The organism is Enterobacter cloacae complex sp. Mu1197, assembly GCF_040059225.1.
GTDB lineage: Bacteria > Pseudomonadota > Gammaproteobacteria > Enterobacterales > Enterobacteriaceae > Enterobacter > Enterobacter quasiroggenkampii.
In genome coordinates this window covers 2,533,027-2,552,062 of sequence record NZ_CP157375.1, presented here as the reverse complement: position 1 = coordinate 2,552,062, position 19,036 = coordinate 2,533,027, and the positions used below count along the sequence as shown (strand labels likewise).

The 19,036-nt window shown below is 50.2% G+C and carries 20 protein-coding genes and 1 pseudogene; 15 read left to right on the top strand and 6 right to left on the bottom strand.

What is annotated here, in order from left to right; genetic code table 11:
- Positions 1-29: 29 nt before the first annotated feature.
- Entirely contained in the window at positions 30-2,153 is a 2,124-nt protein-coding gene (locus ABFV38_RS12075) for an EAL domain-containing protein (protein ID WP_348957330.1), read from the bottom strand.
- 457 nt (positions 2,154-2,610) lie between these two features.
- On the opposite strand from ABFV38_RS12075, the gene ABFV38_RS12070 reads away from it, so the two are divergent.
- The 4 genes from ABFV38_RS12070 (at position 2,611) to dbpA (ending at position 6,837) form a co-directional block, all read left to right on the top strand.
- Positions 2,611-3,753, top strand: coding sequence for a methyl-accepting chemotaxis protein (locus ABFV38_RS12070; protein WP_069719081.1), 1,143 nt, complete (start codon positions 2,611-2,613; stop codon positions 3,751-3,753).
- Between the two features lie 243 nt (positions 3,754-3,996).
- Positions 3,997-4,980 (top strand): zinc transporter ZntB, encoded by a 984-nt coding sequence (gene zntB, locus ABFV38_RS12065; RefSeq protein WP_023292275.1) that lies wholly within the window; start codon positions 3,997-3,999, stop codon positions 4,978-4,980.
- A 291-nt stretch (positions 4,981-5,271) separates the two neighbouring features.
- Positions 5,272-5,436, top strand: coding sequence for a hypothetical protein (locus ABFV38_RS12060; RefSeq protein ID WP_304665500.1), 165 nt, complete (start codon positions 5,272-5,274; stop codon positions 5,434-5,436).
- Between the two features lie 27 nt (positions 5,437-5,463).
- The gene (gene dbpA, locus ABFV38_RS12055) at positions 5,464-6,837 is read left to right on the top strand and encodes an ATP-dependent RNA helicase DbpA (RefSeq protein WP_348957329.1); all 1,374 of its coding nucleotides are present in this window, start codon (positions 5,464-5,466) and stop codon (positions 6,835-6,837) included.
- Between the two features lie 42 nt (positions 6,838-6,879).
- Here the strand turns inward: dbpA and ttcA are convergent, their stop codons facing one another.
- Complete coding sequence (gene ttcA, locus ABFV38_RS12050; RefSeq protein ID WP_348957328.1) at positions 6,880-7,815, bottom strand: tRNA 2-thiocytidine(32) synthetase TtcA; 936 nt, start codon at positions 7,813-7,815, stop codon at positions 6,880-6,882.
- 35 nt (positions 7,816-7,850) lie between these two features.
- A pseudogene (locus ABFV38_RS12045) lies at positions 7,851-7,940 on the bottom strand (hypothetical protein); the annotation flags it as partial.
- A 133-nt stretch (positions 7,941-8,073) separates the two neighbouring features.
- Here ABFV38_RS12045 and ABFV38_RS12040 point away from each other — a divergent pair.
- Together ABFV38_RS12040 and ABFV38_RS12035 are read left to right on the top strand one after the other, a co-directional pair.
- On the top strand, positions 8,074-8,808 hold the full coding sequence (locus tag ABFV38_RS12040; RefSeq protein ID WP_348957327.1) for a YnfC family lipoprotein: 735 nt from the start codon (positions 8,074-8,076) through the stop codon (positions 8,806-8,808).
- A 94-nt stretch (positions 8,809-8,902) separates the two neighbouring features.
- Entirely contained in the window at positions 8,903-9,418 is a 516-nt protein-coding gene (locus ABFV38_RS12035) for a GNAT family N-acetyltransferase (protein ID WP_348957326.1), read from the top strand.
- A gap of 33 nt (positions 9,419-9,451) precedes the next feature.
- On the opposite strand, the gene ABFV38_RS12030 is transcribed toward ABFV38_RS12035, so the two are convergent.
- Positions 9,452-9,862: an ASCH domain-containing protein gene (locus tag ABFV38_RS12030; RefSeq protein ID WP_348957325.1), complete on the bottom strand. Its 411-nt coding sequence runs from the start codon at positions 9,860-9,862 to the stop codon at positions 9,452-9,454.
- Positions 9,856-10,158, bottom strand: a complete 303-nt coding sequence (locus ABFV38_RS12025) for a hypothetical protein (protein ID WP_348957324.1) — start codon at positions 10,156-10,158, stop codon at positions 9,856-9,858. The genes ABFV38_RS12030 and ABFV38_RS12025 overlap by 7 nt, the downstream gene beginning before the upstream one ends.
- A gap of 304 nt (positions 10,159-10,462) precedes the next feature.
- Between ABFV38_RS12025 and ABFV38_RS12020 the strand changes: the two genes are divergently transcribed.
- The 9 genes from ABFV38_RS12020 to ABFV38_RS11980 all read left to right on the top strand — a co-directional run bounded on the left by ABFV38_RS12020 (position 10,463) and on the right by ABFV38_RS11980 (position 17,453).
- A protein-coding gene (locus tag ABFV38_RS12020; protein WP_348957323.1) for an IS3 family transposase occupies positions 10,463-11,718 on the top strand; the annotation gives its coding sequence in 2 pieces (ribosomal slippage) (positions 10,463-10,814 and positions 10,814-11,718; 1,257 coding nt in all).
- Positions 11,719-11,878: 160 nt separating this feature from the next.
- Entirely contained in the window at positions 11,879-13,402 is a 1,524-nt protein-coding gene (locus tag ABFV38_RS12015; protein WP_348957322.1) for an EAL domain-containing protein, read from the top strand.
- Positions 13,403-13,843: 441 nt separating this feature from the next.
- Entirely contained in the window at positions 13,844-14,188 is a 345-nt protein-coding gene (locus ABFV38_RS12010) for a DUF1294 domain-containing protein (RefSeq protein WP_252073226.1), read from the top strand.
- 73 nt (positions 14,189-14,261) lie between these two features.
- Positions 14,262-14,702: a VOC family protein gene (locus ABFV38_RS12005; RefSeq protein ID WP_045908846.1), complete on the top strand. Its 441-nt coding sequence runs from the start codon at positions 14,262-14,264 to the stop codon at positions 14,700-14,702.
- A 152-nt stretch (positions 14,703-14,854) separates the two neighbouring features.
- Positions 14,855-15,304, top strand: a complete 450-nt coding sequence (locus ABFV38_RS12000) for a hypothetical protein (RefSeq protein WP_348957321.1) — start codon at positions 14,855-14,857, stop codon at positions 15,302-15,304.
- A 258-nt stretch (positions 15,305-15,562) separates the two neighbouring features.
- On the top strand, positions 15,563-16,594 hold the full coding sequence (locus tag ABFV38_RS11995; RefSeq protein WP_348957320.1) for a methyltransferase: 1,032 nt from the start codon (positions 15,563-15,565) through the stop codon (positions 16,592-16,594).
- Between the two features lie 89 nt (positions 16,595-16,683).
- Positions 16,684-16,881 carry a hypothetical protein gene (locus ABFV38_RS11990; RefSeq protein ID WP_023616678.1) on the top strand — a complete coding sequence of 66 codons (198 nt, stop codon included), beginning with the start codon at positions 16,684-16,686 and terminating at the stop codon, positions 16,879-16,881.
- Positions 16,882-16,884: 3 nt separating this feature from the next.
- On the top strand, positions 16,885-17,307 hold the full coding sequence (locus ABFV38_RS11985; protein ID WP_348957319.1) for a GFA family protein: 423 nt from the start codon (positions 16,885-16,887) through the stop codon (positions 17,305-17,307).
- A 68-nt stretch (positions 17,308-17,375) separates the two neighbouring features.
- Entirely contained in the window at positions 17,376-17,453 is a 78-nt protein-coding gene (locus ABFV38_RS11980) for a hypothetical protein (protein WP_223239581.1), read from the top strand.
- A 339-nt stretch (positions 17,454-17,792) separates the two neighbouring features.
- On the opposite strand, the gene ompC is transcribed toward ABFV38_RS11980, so the two are convergent.
- Positions 17,793-18,902: a porin OmpC gene (ompC, locus tag ABFV38_RS11975; RefSeq protein WP_045908842.1), complete on the bottom strand. Its 1,110-nt coding sequence runs from the start codon at positions 18,900-18,902 to the stop codon at positions 17,793-17,795.
- Between the last annotated feature and the right edge of the window lie 134 nt (positions 18,903-19,036).

Below are 19,036 nucleotides of genomic sequence, written 5' to 3'. Positions count from 1 at the left end.
TGCTTTGAAACATACTCTACTCAACCCCGTCAGGCATGGTTTTTTTGTGAAATAAATGCGGGGTCCGTTTGAATTTTATTAATGGGTATAATTTGCCTGTCGGAGTTTATCTGCAGAAGCAGCCACGGCACCTGTTCGGCAGGTAAGGGACGGGAGAAAAGATAACCCTGCAGGTAGTCACAGCCGAGACGGGTGAGAACCTCCTGCTGCTCTTGCGTTTCAATCCCTTCAGCCACCACGGTCATCTCCATGGTTCGGGCGATACTCATGATGGTTTCAACCAGCTTGTAGCTTTTTTCATTTTCCAGCATCGACGTCACAAAGCTTTTGTCGATCTTGAGCTCTTTTGCCGGCAGCACGCTCAGCATCAGCAGGTTCGAGTAGCCCGTACCGAAATCATCAATCGAGACGGTGATCCCCGCATGATTAAACGCGTTGAGTAACTCAATGCTGCGGTCGAGATTTTTCAGCGCGGTGCTTTCCGTAACCTCAAGGATCAGCCTGGACGGGGACAAGCTATATTTTTCCAGCATCGACGATACGATGTGGAAAATGTCCGGCTGTTCGAACTGGACGGGGGATAAGTTGAGCGACAGCGTCCACTGGCTAAACCCTTGTTCAGTCCAGAAATGCAGCTGTCGACATGCCGCTTCAATGGCCCAGTTGCCCACCGGAATAATTAAGCCGGTTTGTTCCAGCGAGGGGATAAACAGGCCCGGCAGAACAACGCCTTGCTCAGGGTGCCGCCAGCGCAGCAGGGCTTCAAAACCATGGATAGTCTTCTCTTGTGCATACCAGGTTGGCTGGTACCAGAGTTCAAACTGATCGCGCTCAAGCGCCTGAGAGAGTTCCTGCAGAAAACCGGGTTTTGCCGGGATTGCTGTCGACATCTCGGATCGGTAGTGCGCCCAGCCGTTCCGGCCGTCGTCTTTGACGTGATGCAGGGCTGCATCCGCCTTGAGCTTTAGCTCATGCAGCGTTTCGCCATCCTGAGGATAGAGGCTAACGCCCGCACTGATTGTCGTGCTTAGCGTATGACCACAGATCGAAAGAGGACGTCGCACATCCTCGAGCAACGACGCGAGCAGGGCGTTGAGTTTGTCGTCGTCACATTCCGGTACCGGCAGGATAAAGGCGTCACCTCCCAGCCTTGCCAGAGTCATCTCACGCGTGAGACGGGAAGTGATGCGCTGTGCAACGGTGATCAATAACTCATCGCCGACGCTGTGACCCCAGGTATCGTTGACGCGTTTGAAATGATCGACGTTCAGGAAAATGACGGCAAATTGCTTGTTACTCAGCAACGCGCTGCGCAGGCAGTCCTGCATGCGGATGTCCATCTGATGGCGATTCGCGAGTCCGGTGAGCGCATCAAAGCGCGCCTGCAGCTCAAGCTGCCGATTGAGCTGCCGAAGATTGTCCGTCAGCCGGCCGGTACGCCGGTGAGAGTCGACAAGGGAAATAATTAACATCACGCCAAGCAGGCAGAGCGTGGTGACCGAAACCCAGATGGATAACCCGAGCTCGCCGATCCCACCGGGAAGGGTATGCGACATTTCCGGGTAATGCGCGGCACTCATGCCGGTATAGTGCATCGCACAAATGGCGGCGGCCATGACCAGGGCCGCGAGAAGGCGCTCGATAAAAACCCCTTTGTCTCGCAGGCGGAAAGCCAGCCACAGCGCAGTGCCGGAAGCCACCACGGCAATGACCACGGACAACCCCACAATACGGCGATCCCAGATGATGCTGCCATCCAGCATCAGGGCCGCCATACCGATATAGTGCATGGATACCACGCCTGCGCTCAGGATTGCGGTGGCTACGATGGGGCGAAAGAGAGACCGTTTTTTTCCCGCGACGGCAATATCAAGGGCCGTGGTCGACGCAATAACCGCGACGCCCAGGGATGCAAGGGTTAACCAGAGGTCATAGCGCATCATCATGGGCATTTGCATCGACAGCATGCCGATAAAGTGCATCGACCAGATGCCGATGCCGAGCGAGATGCCGCCGGCCATACGCCAGAACAGGGCAGCCTTTCGGCTGGAAAGGGGGATCTTTCCGGCACTGTCCAGCGCCACAAAGGAGGCGATAAACGCCACCAGATAAGAGATAGCGATTAACACAGGGTCCCACGATATATTGAGCATTATGCAATCCCACGCCTGAGAGGGTTACCGATTTCGCCTGCCGGGCACATCTTTATCTGGCAACGAACATGCGCATTCAAACAATATTAGTTTTTTATCGTGTAAAATGACCAGTCATATTAATACTCTAAAACGTATTAAGAATATAAAATATATTCTCATTGTTAACGTATTAAGCATTGCTAAACAAGAGCGAATAAAAGTAGCAAAGCTCCTTAAATATAACGGCGATTGTATCAGTGCGCCGCAGCGGATGGTATCGCTTAACGTGGCAGCAGACCAGTATCACAGCACGCAGCGAAGAACATTTTCACTAATACGCTCTTTTTATCTGACTTAAGCTAAATCCCAGGTTGCTAACGGCGAAAAAACAATCCCGTGAAGTTTGCGAGGAAAATCGTCTGAGCCAATGCTATAAGTCTAGATGCCGACCAAAATATAAAACGTGGGTATCATCATGCTAAGAAATATTAGTGTCAGAACCTTTATTATCGGGTTCCTTTTATCGCTATTTTTGGTAAACGCAGGTGTCGTTGTTCTAATTTCCAGCAAGTCCTCTCTCTTTATTTCCCTTAACGTTATCAATTTCGTTGCGCTATTTTTGCTTTGGGTCTATATGACCCGCTATCTTGTGACGCCGATCAATACGGTAAAGAGAAGTATTGAAGAGGTGACAGCAGGCAACCTTGGGGTTTCTATCCCGGAGTTTGGCAATAACTGCGCGGGTCGACTTATTCCCGGGATCAATAGCCTTTCCGGCAACATTGCGACGCTGGTGCGCGAGATCAGGGCGTCGTCGCAAACCGCCATGACCTTATCGGATCAGCTCTCGGCCCGTAGCGCTCAGCTCTCGGTAAAAACCGAACAGCAGTCTGCGTCTTTAGTGCAAACCGCAGCCAGCATGGAACAAATGGCGGCGAGCACCAAAAACAATGCCGATAACACCCGCCTGGCGAGCGAACAGGCGAATGTGGCGACGCTGCAGGCGCGCAAGGGCGGGGAGCTGATGGGGCAGGTCGCCAACAATATGCAGTCCATTACCGAATGCGCCCAACAGATGACGGAGATTATTTCATTGATTGACGGCATTGCGTTCCAGACCAATATTCTGGCGCTCAACGCGGCCGTTGAGGCGGCAAGGGCAGGCGACCACGGAAAAGGTTTTTCTGTCGTTGCGGAAGAGGTCAGAAACCTGGCACACCGCAGCGCAGAGGCCGCGAAGAATATCAAAGCGCTGATTGAAGTCACCAGCAGTAACGTCACGCAGGGCGCGACCGTGGTGTCACAGGCAGAGAAGAATATGCATGAAATCGTGACGGGGTCGGGGAACGTCAGCCGCTTGATGGATGAAATTTCCGCGTCGACCTCTGAGCAGGAGAAAGGCATTTCCCAGATCACGCTGGCGCTTTCGGAGCTGGAGCGAGTCACGCAAAGCAACGTGGCGATGGCGGAGGAACTCAACGGCTCCTCTGATGTCCTGCGCAATCAGGTGATTGAGCTGCAGGCCCGCACGCGTAATTTCAGACTGGATCAGGGATCGTTGTCCTCATTACCTGGCGGCTCGCCATCCTTCCTCCCGCGGCCAGAGCACTCTCTCTGACAAAACCGCACCTCTCTCGCCATATTTCTTGCCGGGTGGCGCTGCGCTTACCCGGCCTACACTCTGCCGCAATATCAATACATTACACCCTTCACTGTAGGCCCGTGCAAGCGTAGTGCCGCCGGGTGAAACGCATGGCATGTACATTTCATGAACGATTTCAGCGCGATGGGATACATAGTTGTTGCTTAACCCCTGATGAAAGCTAGACTGACACCGAAAGAGCTAAAAGGCGGAGGAGCTGTGGAAAGCATTAAAGGATCTGAACTAAACGTTCCAGACGCAGTTTTTGCGTGGGTGCTGGACGGTCGCGGCGGTGCCCGGCCGCTGGAAGACAATGATGTGATCGACAGTGCGCATCCCTGCTGGCTGCATCTGAACTACACCCACCCGGACAGCGCTGACTGGCTGGCGTCGACCCCGCTCTTGCCTAACAACGTGCGCGATGCGCTGGCCGGTGAAAGCCTGCGCCCCCGCGTGAGCCGAATGGGGGACGGGACGCTGATCACCCTGCGCTGTATTAACGGCAGCACGGATGAACGTCCGGATCAGCTGGTTGCGATGCGGGTCTATATGGACGATGGGCTGATTGTCTCCACCCGACAGCGTAAGGTTCTGGCGCTGGATGACATCGTCAACGATCTGAAAGAGGGCACCGGGCCGATCGACTGCGGCAGCTGGCTGGTGGACGTCTGTGACGCGCTTACCGATCACGCGAGCGAGTTTATCGAAGAACTGCACGATAAAATCATCGACCTGGAAGATAACCTGCTCGATCAGCAGATCCCGCCGCGCGGTTTTCTGGCCTTGTTGCGTAAGCAGTTGATTGTGATGCGCCGCTACATGACGCCGCAGCGCGACGTGTATGCGCGGCTGGCCAGCGAAAGGCTCGCCTGGATGAACGACGATCATCGACGCAGAATGCAGGATATTGCCGACAGGCTGGGCCGCGGGCTGGATGAAATTGATTCCTGTATTGCCAGAACGGCGGTGATGGCGGACGAAATCGCGCAGGTGATGCAGGAGTCGCTGGCGCGAAGAACCTATACGATGTCCCTGATGGCGATGGTGTTTTTACCCAGCACGTTTTTGACCGGGCTGTTTGGCGTCAATCTGGGGGGAATTCCCGGGGGCGCTTATCGCTACGGCTTTACGGCGTTTTGCGTGATGTTAGTTGTTTTGATTGGGGGTGTTGCATGGTGGTTGCATCGTAGTAAATGGCTGTAAATTTACGCTTTTTTCGTCTTTTTCCGGGATTAAAACGCTCTTTTAATTGAGCGAAGTCAATAAACATCTACCCCGTAAGGTGCAATATTACTCCCGCAGGTGAATGCAACGTCAAGCGATGGGCGTTGCGCTCCATATTGTCTTACTTCCTTTTTTGAATTACTGCATAGCACAATTGATTCGTACGACGCCGACTTCATAGTCGGCTTTTTTTTGCCTCCTGATTCTCAGCGTCTACCCTAAAAGGGACGACAGCAAATTCTGGAGGGAATGATGAGCATCCTTAACGCTCTGCTACTGCCACAATCGCGTCAGTCCGATCCTATCCCCAGCGATCCGGTACCCATGCCCGATCCCATCCCGCGTCCGCAGCCGATGCCGGACCCGCCGCCCGATGAAGAACCGATTAAATTGTCGCATCGAACCGCGAGATCTGCGAGGATACGCGCCATCTGACTGCAAAGATCACCACGAGAGACTACAGTGACCGCTTTTTCTACCCTGAATGTTCTGCCCGCCGCCCAACTCGATAACCTCAACGAGTTGGGATACCTCACGATGACGCCTGTTCAGGCGGCCGCCTTACCTGCCATTCTTGAGGGCCGTGACGTGCGCGTGCAGGCGAAAACGGGCAGTGGAAAAACGGCGGCATTTGGCCTTGGCCTGTTGCAGCATATCGATGCGGCGCTGTTTCAGACCCAGTCTCTGGTGCTGTGTCCGACCCGCGAACTGGCAGACCAGGTCGCGGGTGAACTGCGTCGCCTGGCGCGTTTCCTGCCCAATACCAAGATCTTAACCCTCTGCGGCGGGCAGCCGTTCGGCGCCCAGCGTGATTCACTCCAGCATGCCCCGCACATTATTGTCGCGACGCCTGGCCGTCTGCTCGATCATCTGCAGAAGGGCACCGTCTCGCTGGATGCGCTACAAACGCTGGTCATGGATGAGGCCGATCGCATGCTGGACATGGGTTTCAGCGATGCCATTGACGAGGTGATCCGTTTTGCGCCGGCCGATCGCCAGACGCTGCTGTTCTCCGCAACCTGGCCGGAAGCCATTGCCGCCATCAGCGGCCGCGTGCAGAAAAATCCCCTTACCATTGAAATTGACTGCGTAGATGCGCTGCCCGCGATCGAACAGCAGTTCTTTGAAACCTCGCAGCAGGGGAAGATACCGCTCCTGCAGAAATTGCTGAGCCAGCATCAGCCTGCCTCCTGCGTGGTGTTCTGTAATACCAAAAAAGACTGTCAGTCGGTTTGTGATGCCCTGAATGCCGCCGGGCAGAGCGCGCTGTCGCTGCATGGCGATCTGGAACAGCGCGATCGCGATCAGACGCTGGTCCGTTTCGCGAACGGCAGCGCCCGCGTGCTGGTTGCGACCGACGTTGCTGCGCGCGGTCTGGATATTAAATCGCTTGAGCTGGTGGTGAACTTTGAGCTGGCGTGGGATCCGGAAGTACACGTGCACCGTATTGGCCGCACCGCGCGCGCAGGAAACAGCGGTCTGGCGATCAGCTTCTGCGCACCAGAAGAGGCGCAGCGCGCCAATATTCTCTCTGAGATGCTGCAAATTAAGCTGAACTGGATGAATCCCCCAGCCGGCGTCAGCCTTGTGCCGCTGGAGGCCGAAATGGCGACCCTGTGCATTGATGGCGGTAAAAAAGCCAAGATGCGTCCTGGTGATGTTCTAGGTGCACTGACCGGGGATGTGGGTCTGGACGGGGCGGATATCGGTAAGATTGCTGTCCATCCTGCGCATGTCTACGTCGCGGTTCGCCAGGCGGTTGCCCATAAGGCATGGAAGCAGCTGCAAAACGGGAAAATTAAGGGTAAAACCTGCCGCGTACGCCTGCTGAAATAAAGCATGAAGCGTCTCAGAAGGTGTTTCTGAGACGCTAACCGCTTACTTCACTTCAAGCACGTTCAGACGCAACTCTTCAAACTGATTGTCATCGTCTTCCGGCTGCCAGCCTGCTGGCTGCATCGGGATCTCTTCCCGGTCAAACGCCAGATCTCCGCCGTTCACGACTTCTGACTCGTGATTGATGCCTTTAAAGTCGAACAGCTCCACATCCGCGAGATGGGAAGGGACGACGTTCTGCATGGAGCTGAACATGGTTTCGATACGACCCGGATAGCGCTTATCCCAGTCGCGCAGCATGTCGCCAATCACCTGACGCTGCAGGTTCGGCTGAGAGCCGCAGAGGTTACATGGAATGATCGGGAACCCTTTCGCCTGGGAAAAACGCTCAATGTCTTTTTCACGGCAGTAGGCAAGCGGGCGGATCACAATATGTTTACCGTCATCACTCATCAGCTTAGGTGGCATACCTTTCATCTTGCCGCCGTAGAACATATTGAGGAACAGCGTTTGCAGGATATCGTCGCGGTGATGGCCCAGCGCAATTTTGGTCGCGCCCAGCTCCGTCGCGGTACGATACAGAATGCCGCGGCGCAGACGAGAGCACAGAGAACAGGTGGTTTTCCCTTCCGGGATCTTCTCTTTCACAATACCGTAGGTATTTTCTTCGACGATTTTGTACTCAACGCCCAGCTTCTCGAGGTATTCCGGCAGAATGTGTTCCGGGAAACCCGGCTGTTTCTGGTCAAGGTTGACCGCCACCAGGGAAAATTTCACCGGCGCACTTTGCTGAAGATTACGCAGGATCTCCAGCATGGTGTAGCTGTCTTTACCCCCTGACAGGCAAACCATGATGCGGTCGCCTTCTTCAATCATGTTGAAGTCTGCAATGGCTTCGCCCACGTTACGGCGCAGTCGCTTTTGCAGTTTGTTCAGGTTGTATTGCTCTTTTTTGTTAATCTCTTGATTCTCTTGCATTGAGTACTACCTTCGGAGCCAGCAGGGGCAAAAATTGTATGCCGCGTATGGTACGGATTCCGGCGGCGAATGCCAGCACGTTTTACTGCTGCGTGAAATCTGGCGCCGATACGTGATAAAGGGTAGCGTTCAGACGTTTGGATACGATAGCGACTTTACGGCAAACGGCGCAGTTGTGGTGCAATCATCTCCGCCAGTATCAATATTGAAAATTAGCAATAAGCATGCTGTAATGAGCTTACTTAATTTGAGGGTAACTTGAGCTTAGATTTAAAAATGATAAAAACTTCTACTCTTTTCCTTTGTACTTCCTTATTTTCAAGCATGGCTTTTGCAGAAAATCACTACATACCTCTACTTTATAACTTATCGACTATGTTTGATTTCAATCCAGTTAAGGGGGCTGTTAAATCCTTAGATACTGATGTTGAGGAGAATGGAAAAATCACTTATAAAATCTCCATCAGACTGGATAAAAATGGTTGTGTTGATAGCTTAAATCTTGATAATGTTTCTTCTGGACATGAAACCATTCTAAAATATACAAATGGAAGTCTTATTGGCCATAGAGATGGCAAGCCTTTCTCAATACAACTTGATGAAAAATGTCACATTTTGAGTAAAAATGAAAATGGTGACGAGTTGCGTTACACTCTTTACCCGAATGGATTAATTAAAGACACCTATTTTTTAGGCAAAAAAATATCTGAACATTTTTATGATGAAGGCTATAATTTGACGCGCTCTGAATTTTATAGTTCAGGAAGCGTTATATCTAAAAATGAAATATCTTATGTTGATAAAAAAAGAAAGCCTCTTGATTATAAACTAATAAACTCATCAGTTTTCTCGGACGGTTATACAGCAACCAGTTCTTGTCATTATAACGAAATGCTTGTGCCTGAAATATGTAATGCCACAGTACAGAACGCAGGTAATCCGGCGCCGAAACCAGTTTCAATGACAGCGCATACGAAAGTTGAATTCTACTAGTCTTAAACGATTCCAATAAGCTACCTCCGGCGTCATGGTGTTTTATCGGGACGAGTTCAATGAAGGCACTGGCTTAATGTAAGAGGAATTTAAGATGAATGTAGAAACGGTCCGCTTAATCCTGGAACCCTATAATGATTCACATTATGAAGGCTTAAGGGTAATGGATAGTGATGCTGAGGTGATGCGCTATATCAATAAGGGTATCGTTAAAACGCCCGAAGAAACCTGGGAGGGCATCAGAAGGGTGCAGGCTCGCTGGGATAAGTATCACTTCTCGTGGTGGGCTATCAGAGAGAAATCTTCTGGTGCGATCGTTGGTGCAGGATGCCTCCAGCACCTGGCAAACGTGGAGGGTGCACCATTAGAGATTGGCTGGCGCCTCGTTCCTGAACACAATGGCAAAGGCTATGCTACAGAGGCAGCGAAAGCGATCGTTGATTATGCTGTAGAACGGGTGGGAGCATCTTATCTGGTGGCCGTGGCCGATCCCGAAAATATCGCATCGCAGCGTGTTATGAAAAGGCTAGGTATGACTTATAAAGCAATAGAGCAGCATTACGATACGGAATGCGTAGTCTATGAGCTTAATATTGGTAAGCCTGCTTAAGTAACAGATACACCTCTGCCACTTTATCTCCGCTTACAGCACCTCAACCAATTCAAATTCTTCTGCGACCAGTTCCATATCTTCAGAAAAATGGCCTTCGCGGAAGAAAAATCGCTGATGCTCTGTCTGCCAGTATTCAAGGCTTAAATCACCTTCACCCTCTTTACGAGCGAATTCCTCATTAACATCGCAAAAACGCACCAGTCGCATGGAAACCAGCCGGATCACACAGACCGGGATATTCTGACCATCAAGGATTATGTTATAGCTTCCTATCCGTGGAGCAGACACATCCTGCGAGTACGAGGCAAAAGATCCGCAGGTGGCCGTTTTGAGCCCTTTTTTAATCAGGTCCGCTAGTTCGTTCGCCAGTTCCGGGTTGTCACCCATTTGCCTGGCCTGTGCGCCCGGGTATTTCATTTTTAATTCCTCAAGCGTCACCATTCAACGTCCCTCATAACTTTTGTCAAAAGAAACATACCAGCGGTTTTAGCATAAACATCGTCGATACCAGAAGCGTACTCTGCTTTCCTGACACCTTTTTTCACTGGTGGGCAGGAAAACAAGGCGTTGCGCTTATTGCTCGAGTAAATATATCCTTGCGGAGTTATCTGCGTGGCGAATTTATGGCCGGTAGCCAGGCGCGTGACGTTGTATAACAAAGAAAAGTCACCGGGATAGAACCGACACCACGCTTTTTCTGTAACTTTTATCCCATTGGAAGGGGTTAACGTGTTCAAGCTTAATTCATCGCTACTGGTGGCGTTGCTACTGTCAGGCTGTAGCTCCGATCTGGTTCTCAGCCCACCTCATCAACCTGAGTACAAGTCGATGCCTGAAATAACGCAGTCTGTGACGCCATCACAACAGCGCGCAATCATGGCAGGCGAGCGGCCTGACTGGTCAGAAAGAACGCCGGTCAAGACAATAAAGCAGTACTAATAAGCATGTATCAACCTAGGCTGCCGTTCGGCGGCCTTTTTATTTCCCCTGACCCGTCCTGAATAGCGTTGACACGTTTCTGACTTAAATCCGGAGAACGTGATGATGACTGACTTCAAACGCACCCAACGTGATTATCCTCTATCCTTTAAAATAGCCGTTGTTGAGCAGGTTGAAAAAGGCGAGATGACCTATAAACAGGCCCAGCAGCGGTATGGCATTCAGGGGCGCTCCACTGTTCTTGTCTGGCTGCGTAAACATGGCCGGCTTGACTGGAGCCCCGAATTTCCTGACCGGGTAAAGAGGAAACTGCCTGTGGCCCAGACGACTGTCCCGCTTACTCCCGAGCAAAAAATCAGGGAACTTGAAGAACAGCTTGCGCTGGCGAACCAGAAAGCTGAGTTTTTTGAGTCGGTTATCAATGTCCTGAAAAATGATTACGGGGTGAGCGTTGTAAAAAAGCGGCCCGGCAAGTCCTCGCGCAAAGTCCGGCCCCAAAAATAACCGTTACCCGCGTATGCCAGTTCCTGGGGCACAGCAGGCAGGCATGGTATCAGGACAACACCAGGTGCAGAAAACGCCAGGAACATCATGCTCAGGTTCTTGATTTTGTTGCCCGCGTCAGGTGTCGTCAGCCGCGAATCGGTACGCGTAAACTGCACTACCTGCTGAATACTCAGGCCGATAAAAGGCTGAATATCGGACGTGATCGTCTGTTTAACCTGCTGGATGAATACCGGCTCCTTGTGCCAGTGAAACGGGCATATCACAAAACCACCAACAGCCATCATCGCTTTTACCGGCATCCTAATCTGCTGAAACCTGGCACGGGACAGGTCACCGCCCTTGAACCAGAGCAGGTCTGGGTCGCTGATATAACTTATCTTCCGCTGCGCAGCGGCACGGCTTATCTGAGCCTGGTCACTGATGCCTGCTCCAGAAAAATCGTGGGCTACCATGTCGGGGAAAACCTGCAGACAGAAAACGTGGTAAAAGCGTTCAGACAGGCTCTGGGGCGGAGAAAAACGACAGGTCCGCTGGTACATCACTCTGACAGAGGGCAGCAATACTGTTCAGTGCTTTATCAGTCAGTCCATGAGAGAAACGGAATAACCTGTTCAATGACCGATGGTTATGACTGCTACCAGAATGCGCTGGCTGAGCGAATAAACGGGATCCTGAAAAATGAGTTTTTACTCTCGCGCCCTGCCGACCTGGCGCAGGCCCGGGAAATGGTAAAAGAATCGGTGACAATTTATAACCATGAGCGGCCACACCAGGCCCTGAAATACAAAACGCCCGATGATGTTCATCAGGCGTTTTACAGACAGAAAACTGTCAACCTATATCAGGACTAGTCACCCATTTGAGAAGGTGCAAAGATGGAGCCTGGCTTGCGGGAAAATTTCTGACGCCTGACATGGTATTTCTTTCTTTATCAACCATGCTTAAGACGAAGATAATTCAATCACTTCAGCATCACCGAAGCGGCAACGTCACTCGAGTCGAGAACCCTGAATGCGCCATGCACCTGTCTCCTTAGCTGCAGCCACGGCAATTTTTATGCTGGGCGTTTTTATCATCAATTTACAGGTTTGGTATTCTGCACGGGCTGACAGCCTTGCAGGGGCGCACTATGTCGTGCGAAACATGAACGTCATTCTTAAAGAAGCTCGTCATGCGACCCATATAGCAATGCAGCTTGCTGAGAATGAGTGTGATGCTGAAGGGCAGTATCGGCTCGGTACTGAAGCGGCATTACAACCCCATCTGAGAACGATCGTTATTCTGAAACAAGATGCGGTCTGGTGCTCCTCTTTACCGGGAAATCGCGTGTTGTTGGTTAACAGCTCAGCGCTGCCTCAGGCATCATTGCTCCTTGTTCCATCGAAAAGTACGGTCAACGGCCTGCCGGTTCTCTTATACCAGACAAACCATGCCGGAAGCCGAATCATGGTGAGCATCAGCGACAGCCATATCCGGGATGCGCTGAATATGCCATTACGTGGCGTGGCGTATTCACTGCAAGTCGGCAATCGTCGTTTAGGCCAATCCGGCGATGTGTTGACGGCACCCCATGCAAACAAAGATGTACTGACGGTAAAAGACGCTGATTATCCCTTCGCGATTCAATTTAACGCTCCGCCACTTTTTAGCCTGACGAGATTATTCGACCAGGCCGGTGGAGTGCTGTTATTTCTGCTGCTCATTTCCTCTCTTCCTGCTTATCTTCTACAACGCTATCTCTCTAAGGATATATCGCCTGAAGATTCGCTGCGCACCGCCATCTACAGAAATGAAATTATTCCCTATTACCAACCCGTCGTGAGCGGAAAAGAGGGCACCTTGCGCGGTGTAGAGGTGCTGGCCAGATGGAAGCATCCGCAATCCGGGTTTATTTCTCCCGCGTCGTTTATTCCTCTTGCAGAAAAATCAGGGCTAATTATTCCATTAACCCAAAGCTTAATGCGTCAGGTTGCAATGCAGATGAATTCAATTTCTACGCTGCTGCCGGAAGGATTCCATGTAGGAATTAACTTCAGTGCGTCTCATATCGTGGCCTCTACCTTTTTTGAAGAGTGCCTGAATTACAAGCGCAGCTTTGTGCAACAGGATCTGAACCTCGTCGTTGAGGTGACCGAGCGCGAGCCCCTCCACGTAGATGAACATCTCGTTAAGACCCTCAATGAGCTGCATAACAACGGATTTGCAATCGCGCTGGATGATTTTGGAACGGGCTATTCTGGCCTGTCCTACCTGCAGGACCTGCACATTGATTACATCAAAATCGACCAAAGCTTTGTTGCCAGAGTGAATGCCAATGAGGATTCCACCCTGATCCTGGATTCGGTACTGGAACTGGCAAAAAAACTGTCAATCCGTATTGTGGCGGAAGGGGTTGAAACCCAGCAACAGCTTGATTATCTCATCCGCAATAACATCACGTTTTTACAGGGCTACTTCTTCTACAAACCTGTTCCTTTTAAGGAGTTGATAAAAATCCTTTTGTCGAAGCCAAAGGTTAAAGTGAGGGTGGAGTGACGTTTTCCCCGGAATTGCGATAAAGAAAAAAAGGGGGGCATCATCCCCCAAATAAAATGCAGACCGTTATTGTTTTAACTACGGTGCTATTTTGTTATCTGAGTGCTTTGTGGTCAATTTAATTGTTTTCAACCTTTGCTGTAGAGATTACATACTAAAAAAAAGAATGAAGAGTCTAAGGTAAAATTTTAAAGTTGATCCTGGTCAATATTACCGCCTTCACGGCTGAATAATAGATGCAATCATGTTTAACTTGTTAAGTAACTGCTCTGGCGGTGGGTTTTGGACGTTAGGCGTTTCCGTATAATTTTTTAAGAAAAAAATGCTGACTGCGAAATGACGATGCAGTCATGCTTACATATTAACCTGGCTTGAAGATGCGTCAGCAAGATAGGGTATAATGCGGCTTCGTAATTGCTAAACAACCCGGTGGTTGGTGCTATGACCCTCAATCGCTTTTTTTATTTACTCCTGATCTTTGCTGCAATCGGCAGCCTTTTTGCCTCTAACCCTTTGGCTATGTGGTTTCTGCTGATCAATGTGCTGACGATGGCTATGTATGGCGCCGATAAACGGGCAGCGCGTAAGGGTATGCGCAGGGTACCGGAAGCCACGCTGCTGGTATTTGGCGTAACCGGCGGCTGGCCTGGCGCGATTGTGGGCCAGCAGCTCTTTCGCCATAAAACGCAAAAGCAGCCCTTTAAAACCTACTTTTTCTTAAGCATTGTCGTTAGCATTGCCGTGATGGCGGCGGTTTACCATTTCTCGCCTGTTTCTTCTTTATGAGCGTATTGACATCAAGTTAACTTGAGCTTTTAAGATGTCAGCACCACGTTGATAAAGGAGTAACATCATTAAAATGAAAGACATTGATGTAGGTTTCACTCATGTCGCGTTTATGGTCAGGGACCTGGAAAAGAGTATTGCCTTTTATCGTCGCTATGCCGGTATGGAGGTCATTCATTTACGTGAACCCGACATGCCTGATGCAAGAAAAGTCGCATGGCTTAGCGACCATACCCGTCCTTTTGCACTGGTTCTGGTACAGGCCGATACTGTGACCGATACGCCGCTGGGCAGTTTCGGGCATCTGGGAATTGCCTGTGCGACCCGCGAAGAAATTGACAGAAAAACCGCGATGGCCACCGCTGAAGGTGTGCTAAGGAAAGCGCCTGAGAATGTAGGCGATCCCGTCGGATACTATGTCTTTTTTGCCGATCCCGATGGAAATACGTTAGAGCTGTCATTCGGACAGCGCGTCGGTCTGGAAGCGATCCGAACGGCCAGTCGGAATAAATAAAGCGAAGATACGTTAGCAACAGGAAACAGACCGCGTCGCGCGTCGTTAATTGATCCTCCATCACTGCCAATAGTGGTAGGACTATTCTTAAGTTGTTGCTGTTTTTTGCACAATCTGAATAATACGTGCAACACCACGGACGATAACATTCCATGAAAATAGTCTCTATTACGCTGGCAGTGCTGGCGCTTTTTTCTGCGCCTGCCTGGTCCGCTTTTCAGGAGCGGGAATATAATACCTGGTATATGAAAAATGCGGTGCTTTATGATATGACGCAGACCTCGGAAGGTTATCCCGTCATGGTGAGCGTATCCCAGCCTGGCAGGAAATCCGCTAATTTGCTGGTGTCATATATTACGGAAGGGCGCTGTGGTGAGAATAAGCTGCCACTCAATGTGAATGGTAAAGTGCTGCCCGCCAAATATGCTTGTGTTCAGATAGGGAAGAACAGAATTGAACATTTTTCAGTTTTGGATGCGGACAGCGTCAATGGCATGGTGACGCATTTGAAATCTGATTTCACTATTCTCCTGCAAAACGATATCAAAATTTGGGCGGCAAATATCAAAACGCCAAAATACGGGCTGGCACCGAGATTCTAACGATGAAATGTCTGTCTCACGACAGGTATTATTTCTATCATGGTAATCATTTATGAAATAATAGTGTCATGGTGTTATTAATCAAAATATGGAGTAAGTGGCCCTGTTTTTTTACGTATTGAAATGGACTGTATGCTAAACGGTACGAAACCGCACAAATAATCCTTACTGACATTATGGATAAAGCTCGCTACCAGACTTACGCTTGCTAACGGCGTTTTAGTTGTTCAGCACATCTTTATTGGTAAGGAGTAGAAAATGTCACATCCTAATAGTCTGGATTTGCTAAGCCGTAAAGAAGGAATGTGTTTGTTAGAGCAAAGCATGGGTTTTGTCTGGCAGGCAGCACTTCGGGCTGTCGCAGTATTAGGCGTTGCAGATCATCTGGTTGAAGGAAAAAAATCCGTTACACAACTGGCGGAGGAGCTTAATGTCGATGGCGACTATCTTCATCGGATCATGCGCGTATTATCCTCTCGTGGAGTGTTCAACGAACTGTCCGAAGCTGAATACAGCCTTAGCCATTCAGCACAGTTCCTGTGTTCTGAGCATGAATTTTCATTACGTGCGGCGGTGCTCATGCTGACAGACCCAACATTCTGGCAGCCAGCGGCTAAAATGGATGAGATATTGCAAGGCAAACCTGTTTTTAATGACTTGTTTGGCAAGCCTTTTTACGACTACTGGCAGCATGATGACACGATGACTGACAGCAACATTTTTCATGCGGGTATGGCCTCTATGTCATCCGTAGAGAATGAAGTCATCGCAGATAGCTATTCGTTCCCTCAAAACGCTGTCGTTGCCGATATCGCCGGTGGGCTGGGTAACTTATTGTTGGCCGTTTTACGTCGAAATCCGACCTTAACGGGGATCCTGTTCGATCAAAAAGACGTGCTTGAGCGGAATCGACTGCACTTGTTAAAGGATAATCGTCGATGGAAGACCATTGAGGGTAGCTTTTTTGAAGCCTGTCCTGTTGCGGATATTTACCTGCTTAAATATATTTTGATGGACTGGCCTGATGAGAAGGCGATTCAGATACTTCAATCGTGTAGAAATGCAATGAAAGAAAATTCCAGATTATTAATTTTTGAACCACTTATAAAAAAAGAAAATAATGAACAGGGACGATTTGAAATTGACCTTCTTCTTTTAACAAGCTTTGATGGAGGGCGGGCAAGAACGGAGTCTGAGTATCTGACCTTGTTTGAAAAGACCAGTCTGAAGCTAAACAATATAATAGACACCCGTTCGTATTTGTCGATTTTAGAAGTCGTACCTGTCTGAATTACGTAAATTATATTCACAAAGCGAGTGTCCTCATTCCGTTTTACCGGATTCCTGCTACGCTTGTTTGTTGTATCAGGAGCATGAGCATGATGAACAAAGACGAACAAACAGGTTTAGTGGGGCTGGCGATTGGGGCCGCCGTCATTGGGCTGGTTTCAGCGCAGAAACCGATCCATCGCAACAGTATTGTCGATGAACTGGTCAGGCTCGGCAGGCAAAAAGGCGATGGTGTAGAAGACGAGGTTTTCGTCAAGGCCGCCGAGCTGGTGAGAAAAGGGGTATAGCCTATGGCTGAATGTCGTAATGCGCAGTGCCATTGCGGTGCGGTGGCCTTTACCGTTGCGCTCACGGATGGCCTGAATACCGCGCGGCGCTGCAGCTGTTCCTTTTGTCGCATGCGGGGCGCGGTCGTCGTCTCTGCGCCGCTGTCAGGGATTACCGTGACTAAAGGTGAGGATAAGCTCACGGAGTACCGGTTCAACACGGGGACGGCACGGCACTTCTTCTGCTCGGTGTGCGGGATCTACACGTTCCATCAGCGGCGTTCCAATCCAAACGAATACGGCGTGAACGTTGCCTGCTTCGAAAACGTCTCACCGTTCGATTTCCCTGAAGTGACGGTAATGGACGGGGTAAACCATCCCTCGGATGGAGACAGTGGGGTGTTTGGCTACCTCTCTTTTCACAAGAAAGGGGCAGTTGAGGCGTAATTGCCGCCTGGCCACTCTGTAATCAGCCTGGCTATAGTGGAGGGTGGTTATCTGAAACAGGAGAAACTATGCTCTGTGTTGAAAAAGACGATCCGCGTGAGGCCCCTGAATCAGGTGATAAAAAGCCTCAACCCGTGAAAAAATAACGCGTACTGCGCGTTTACCCGCCACCGGCACTGCTGGTGGCTTTTTATTTTCGCGGGAGCAATATTAAACGCCATCGAGGTGGTTCAACACCGCGCCCAGATGACCGACAATATCAGCAAAATCAAAAATTAACGCCATCCAGATGAGCGCTAAAAGAGTAAGTACGGCAACGGATACACGACCAAACAACGCTGTTATCCCTTGTGATGAAAAGGTTATCGTCTGAGTTTAACCAGCTTTCCCTCAACTTACCCTCAACCACACGATTCCAGAACCTGTTTTTTGTGACGAGCTTCAAAAAAGGGGGGGAGCCCGCATCATCATGCGGGCTCTGGCAATCAGAACTGGTAAACCAGGCCCAGTGCCACGACATCATCCGTGCCGATGCCGTTGTTTTTGTAGAAGCTGTCATCTTCATCCAGCAGGTTGATTTTGTAATCAACATAGGTGGACATGTTTTTGTTGAAGTAGTAGGTCGCGCCGATGTCAGCGTATTTAACCAGATCCTGGTCGCCCTGGCCGTTGCCGAGGTCCTTACCTTTAGACTGCAGGTAGGAAAGGGACGGACGCAGGCCGAAGTCGAACTGGTACTGTGCGGTCACTTCGAAGTTCTGGGTTTTGTTGGCCACGGCGTCGGTGTTATCACCGTAAGGCGTCATATTGCGGGTTTCAGAGTACATGGCTGCCAGATAGATGTTATTGGCGTCATATTTCAGGCCCGCAGTCCATGCATCCGCTTTATCGCCGCCCGCAGTGGTATTCATCACCTGCTCGTTGGTACGGTCAGAAGAGGTATAGGCTGCACCTGCGGTAATCCCCATGCCGAAGTCATAGGTGGTAGAGATACCGAAGCCGTCACCGTTCTCGTGACGCGTGTCGCGACCGTTGTTGGTGCCTTCCTGATTGTTGCTGGCATCTTCATTTTTGCCCTGATACTGCAGCGCAAAGTTCAGACCCTGCACCAGACCATAGAAGTCGGTGTTACGGTAGGTGGCCACGCCGTTGGCACGGCCGGTCATGAAGTTATCGGCTTTGGTATAGGAGTCCCCGCCGAACTCAGGCAGCATATCGGTCCAGCCTTCTACGTCGTACAGAACACCGTAGTTACGACCGTAATCGAAGGAGCCATAATCACCCACTTTGATACCGGCGAAGGCCAGACGCGTCCAGGACTGGTTATCAGACCCTTCGGTGTTATTAGCCTGAATGTTGTATTCCCACTGCGCGTAGCCGGTCATCATGTCGTTGATCTGGGTTTCGCCTTTGAAGCCCAGACGCATGTAGGTTTGATCCCCGTCAGCGCCTTTATCGTCGGAGAAATAGTGCAGACCATCTACTTTTCCGTACAGATCTAATTTGTTGCCGTCTTTATTATAAATCTCTGCTGCATGAGTTGCGCCAGCCATTAACAGAGCCGGAATCATCAGGGCCAGTACTTTTCTTTGCATTATGATATTCCTTTGCGGTTGTTTTTATTTAATTACCTGTTGAACTTCCTGAATGAGAAAGTTGTCTCATGCTAAATCACTCCTGAGTAAGAGTAATAAATTATAATTGTTACGAACTAAGTAAAATCTAAACC

What these genes read in the sequence shown, in the direction of transcription:
- ABFV38_RS12075 (WP_348957330.1), bottom strand. Translation starts at nt 2,153, where the DNA reads ATGCTCAATATATCGTGGGACCCTGTGTTAATCGCTATCTCTTATCTG.
- ABFV38_RS12070 (WP_069719081.1), top strand. Translation starts at nt 2,611, where the DNA reads ATGCTAAGAAATATTAGTGTCAGAACCTTTATTATCGGGTTCCTTTTA.
- ttcA (WP_348957328.1), bottom strand. Translation starts at nt 7,815, where the DNA reads ATGCAAGAGAATCAAGAGATTAACAAAAAAGAGCAATACAACCTGAAC.
- ABFV38_RS12035 (WP_348957326.1), top strand. Translation starts at nt 8,903, where the DNA reads ATGAATGTAGAAACGGTCCGCTTAATCCTGGAACCCTATAATGATTCA.
- ABFV38_RS12030 (WP_348957325.1), bottom strand. Translation starts at nt 9,862, where the DNA reads ATGGTGACGCTTGAGGAATTAAAAATGAAATACCCGGGCGCACAGGCC.
- ABFV38_RS12015 (WP_348957322.1), top strand. Translation starts at nt 11,879, where the DNA reads ATGCGCCATGCACCTGTCTCCTTAGCTGCAGCCACGGCAATTTTTATG.
- ABFV38_RS12010 (WP_252073226.1), top strand. Translation starts at nt 13,844, where the DNA reads ATGACCCTCAATCGCTTTTTTTATTTACTCCTGATCTTTGCTGCAATC.
- ABFV38_RS12005 (WP_045908846.1), top strand. Translation starts at nt 14,262, where the DNA reads ATGAAAGACATTGATGTAGGTTTCACTCATGTCGCGTTTATGGTCAGG.
- ABFV38_RS12000 (WP_348957321.1), top strand. Translation starts at nt 14,855, where the DNA reads ATGAAAATAGTCTCTATTACGCTGGCAGTGCTGGCGCTTTTTTCTGCG.
- ABFV38_RS11995 (WP_348957320.1), top strand. Translation starts at nt 15,563, where the DNA reads ATGTCACATCCTAATAGTCTGGATTTGCTAAGCCGTAAAGAAGGAATG.
- ABFV38_RS11990 (WP_023616678.1), top strand. Translation starts at nt 16,684, where the DNA reads ATGATGAACAAAGACGAACAAACAGGTTTAGTGGGGCTGGCGATTGGG.
- ABFV38_RS11985 (WP_348957319.1), top strand. Translation starts at nt 16,885, where the DNA reads ATGGCTGAATGTCGTAATGCGCAGTGCCATTGCGGTGCGGTGGCCTTT.
- ABFV38_RS11980 (WP_223239581.1), top strand. Translation starts at nt 17,376, where the DNA reads ATGCTCTGTGTTGAAAAAGACGATCCGCGTGAGGCCCCTGAATCAGGT.
- ompC (WP_045908842.1), bottom strand. Translation starts at nt 18,902, where the DNA reads ATGCAAAGAAAAGTACTGGCCCTGATGATTCCGGCTCTGTTAATGGCT.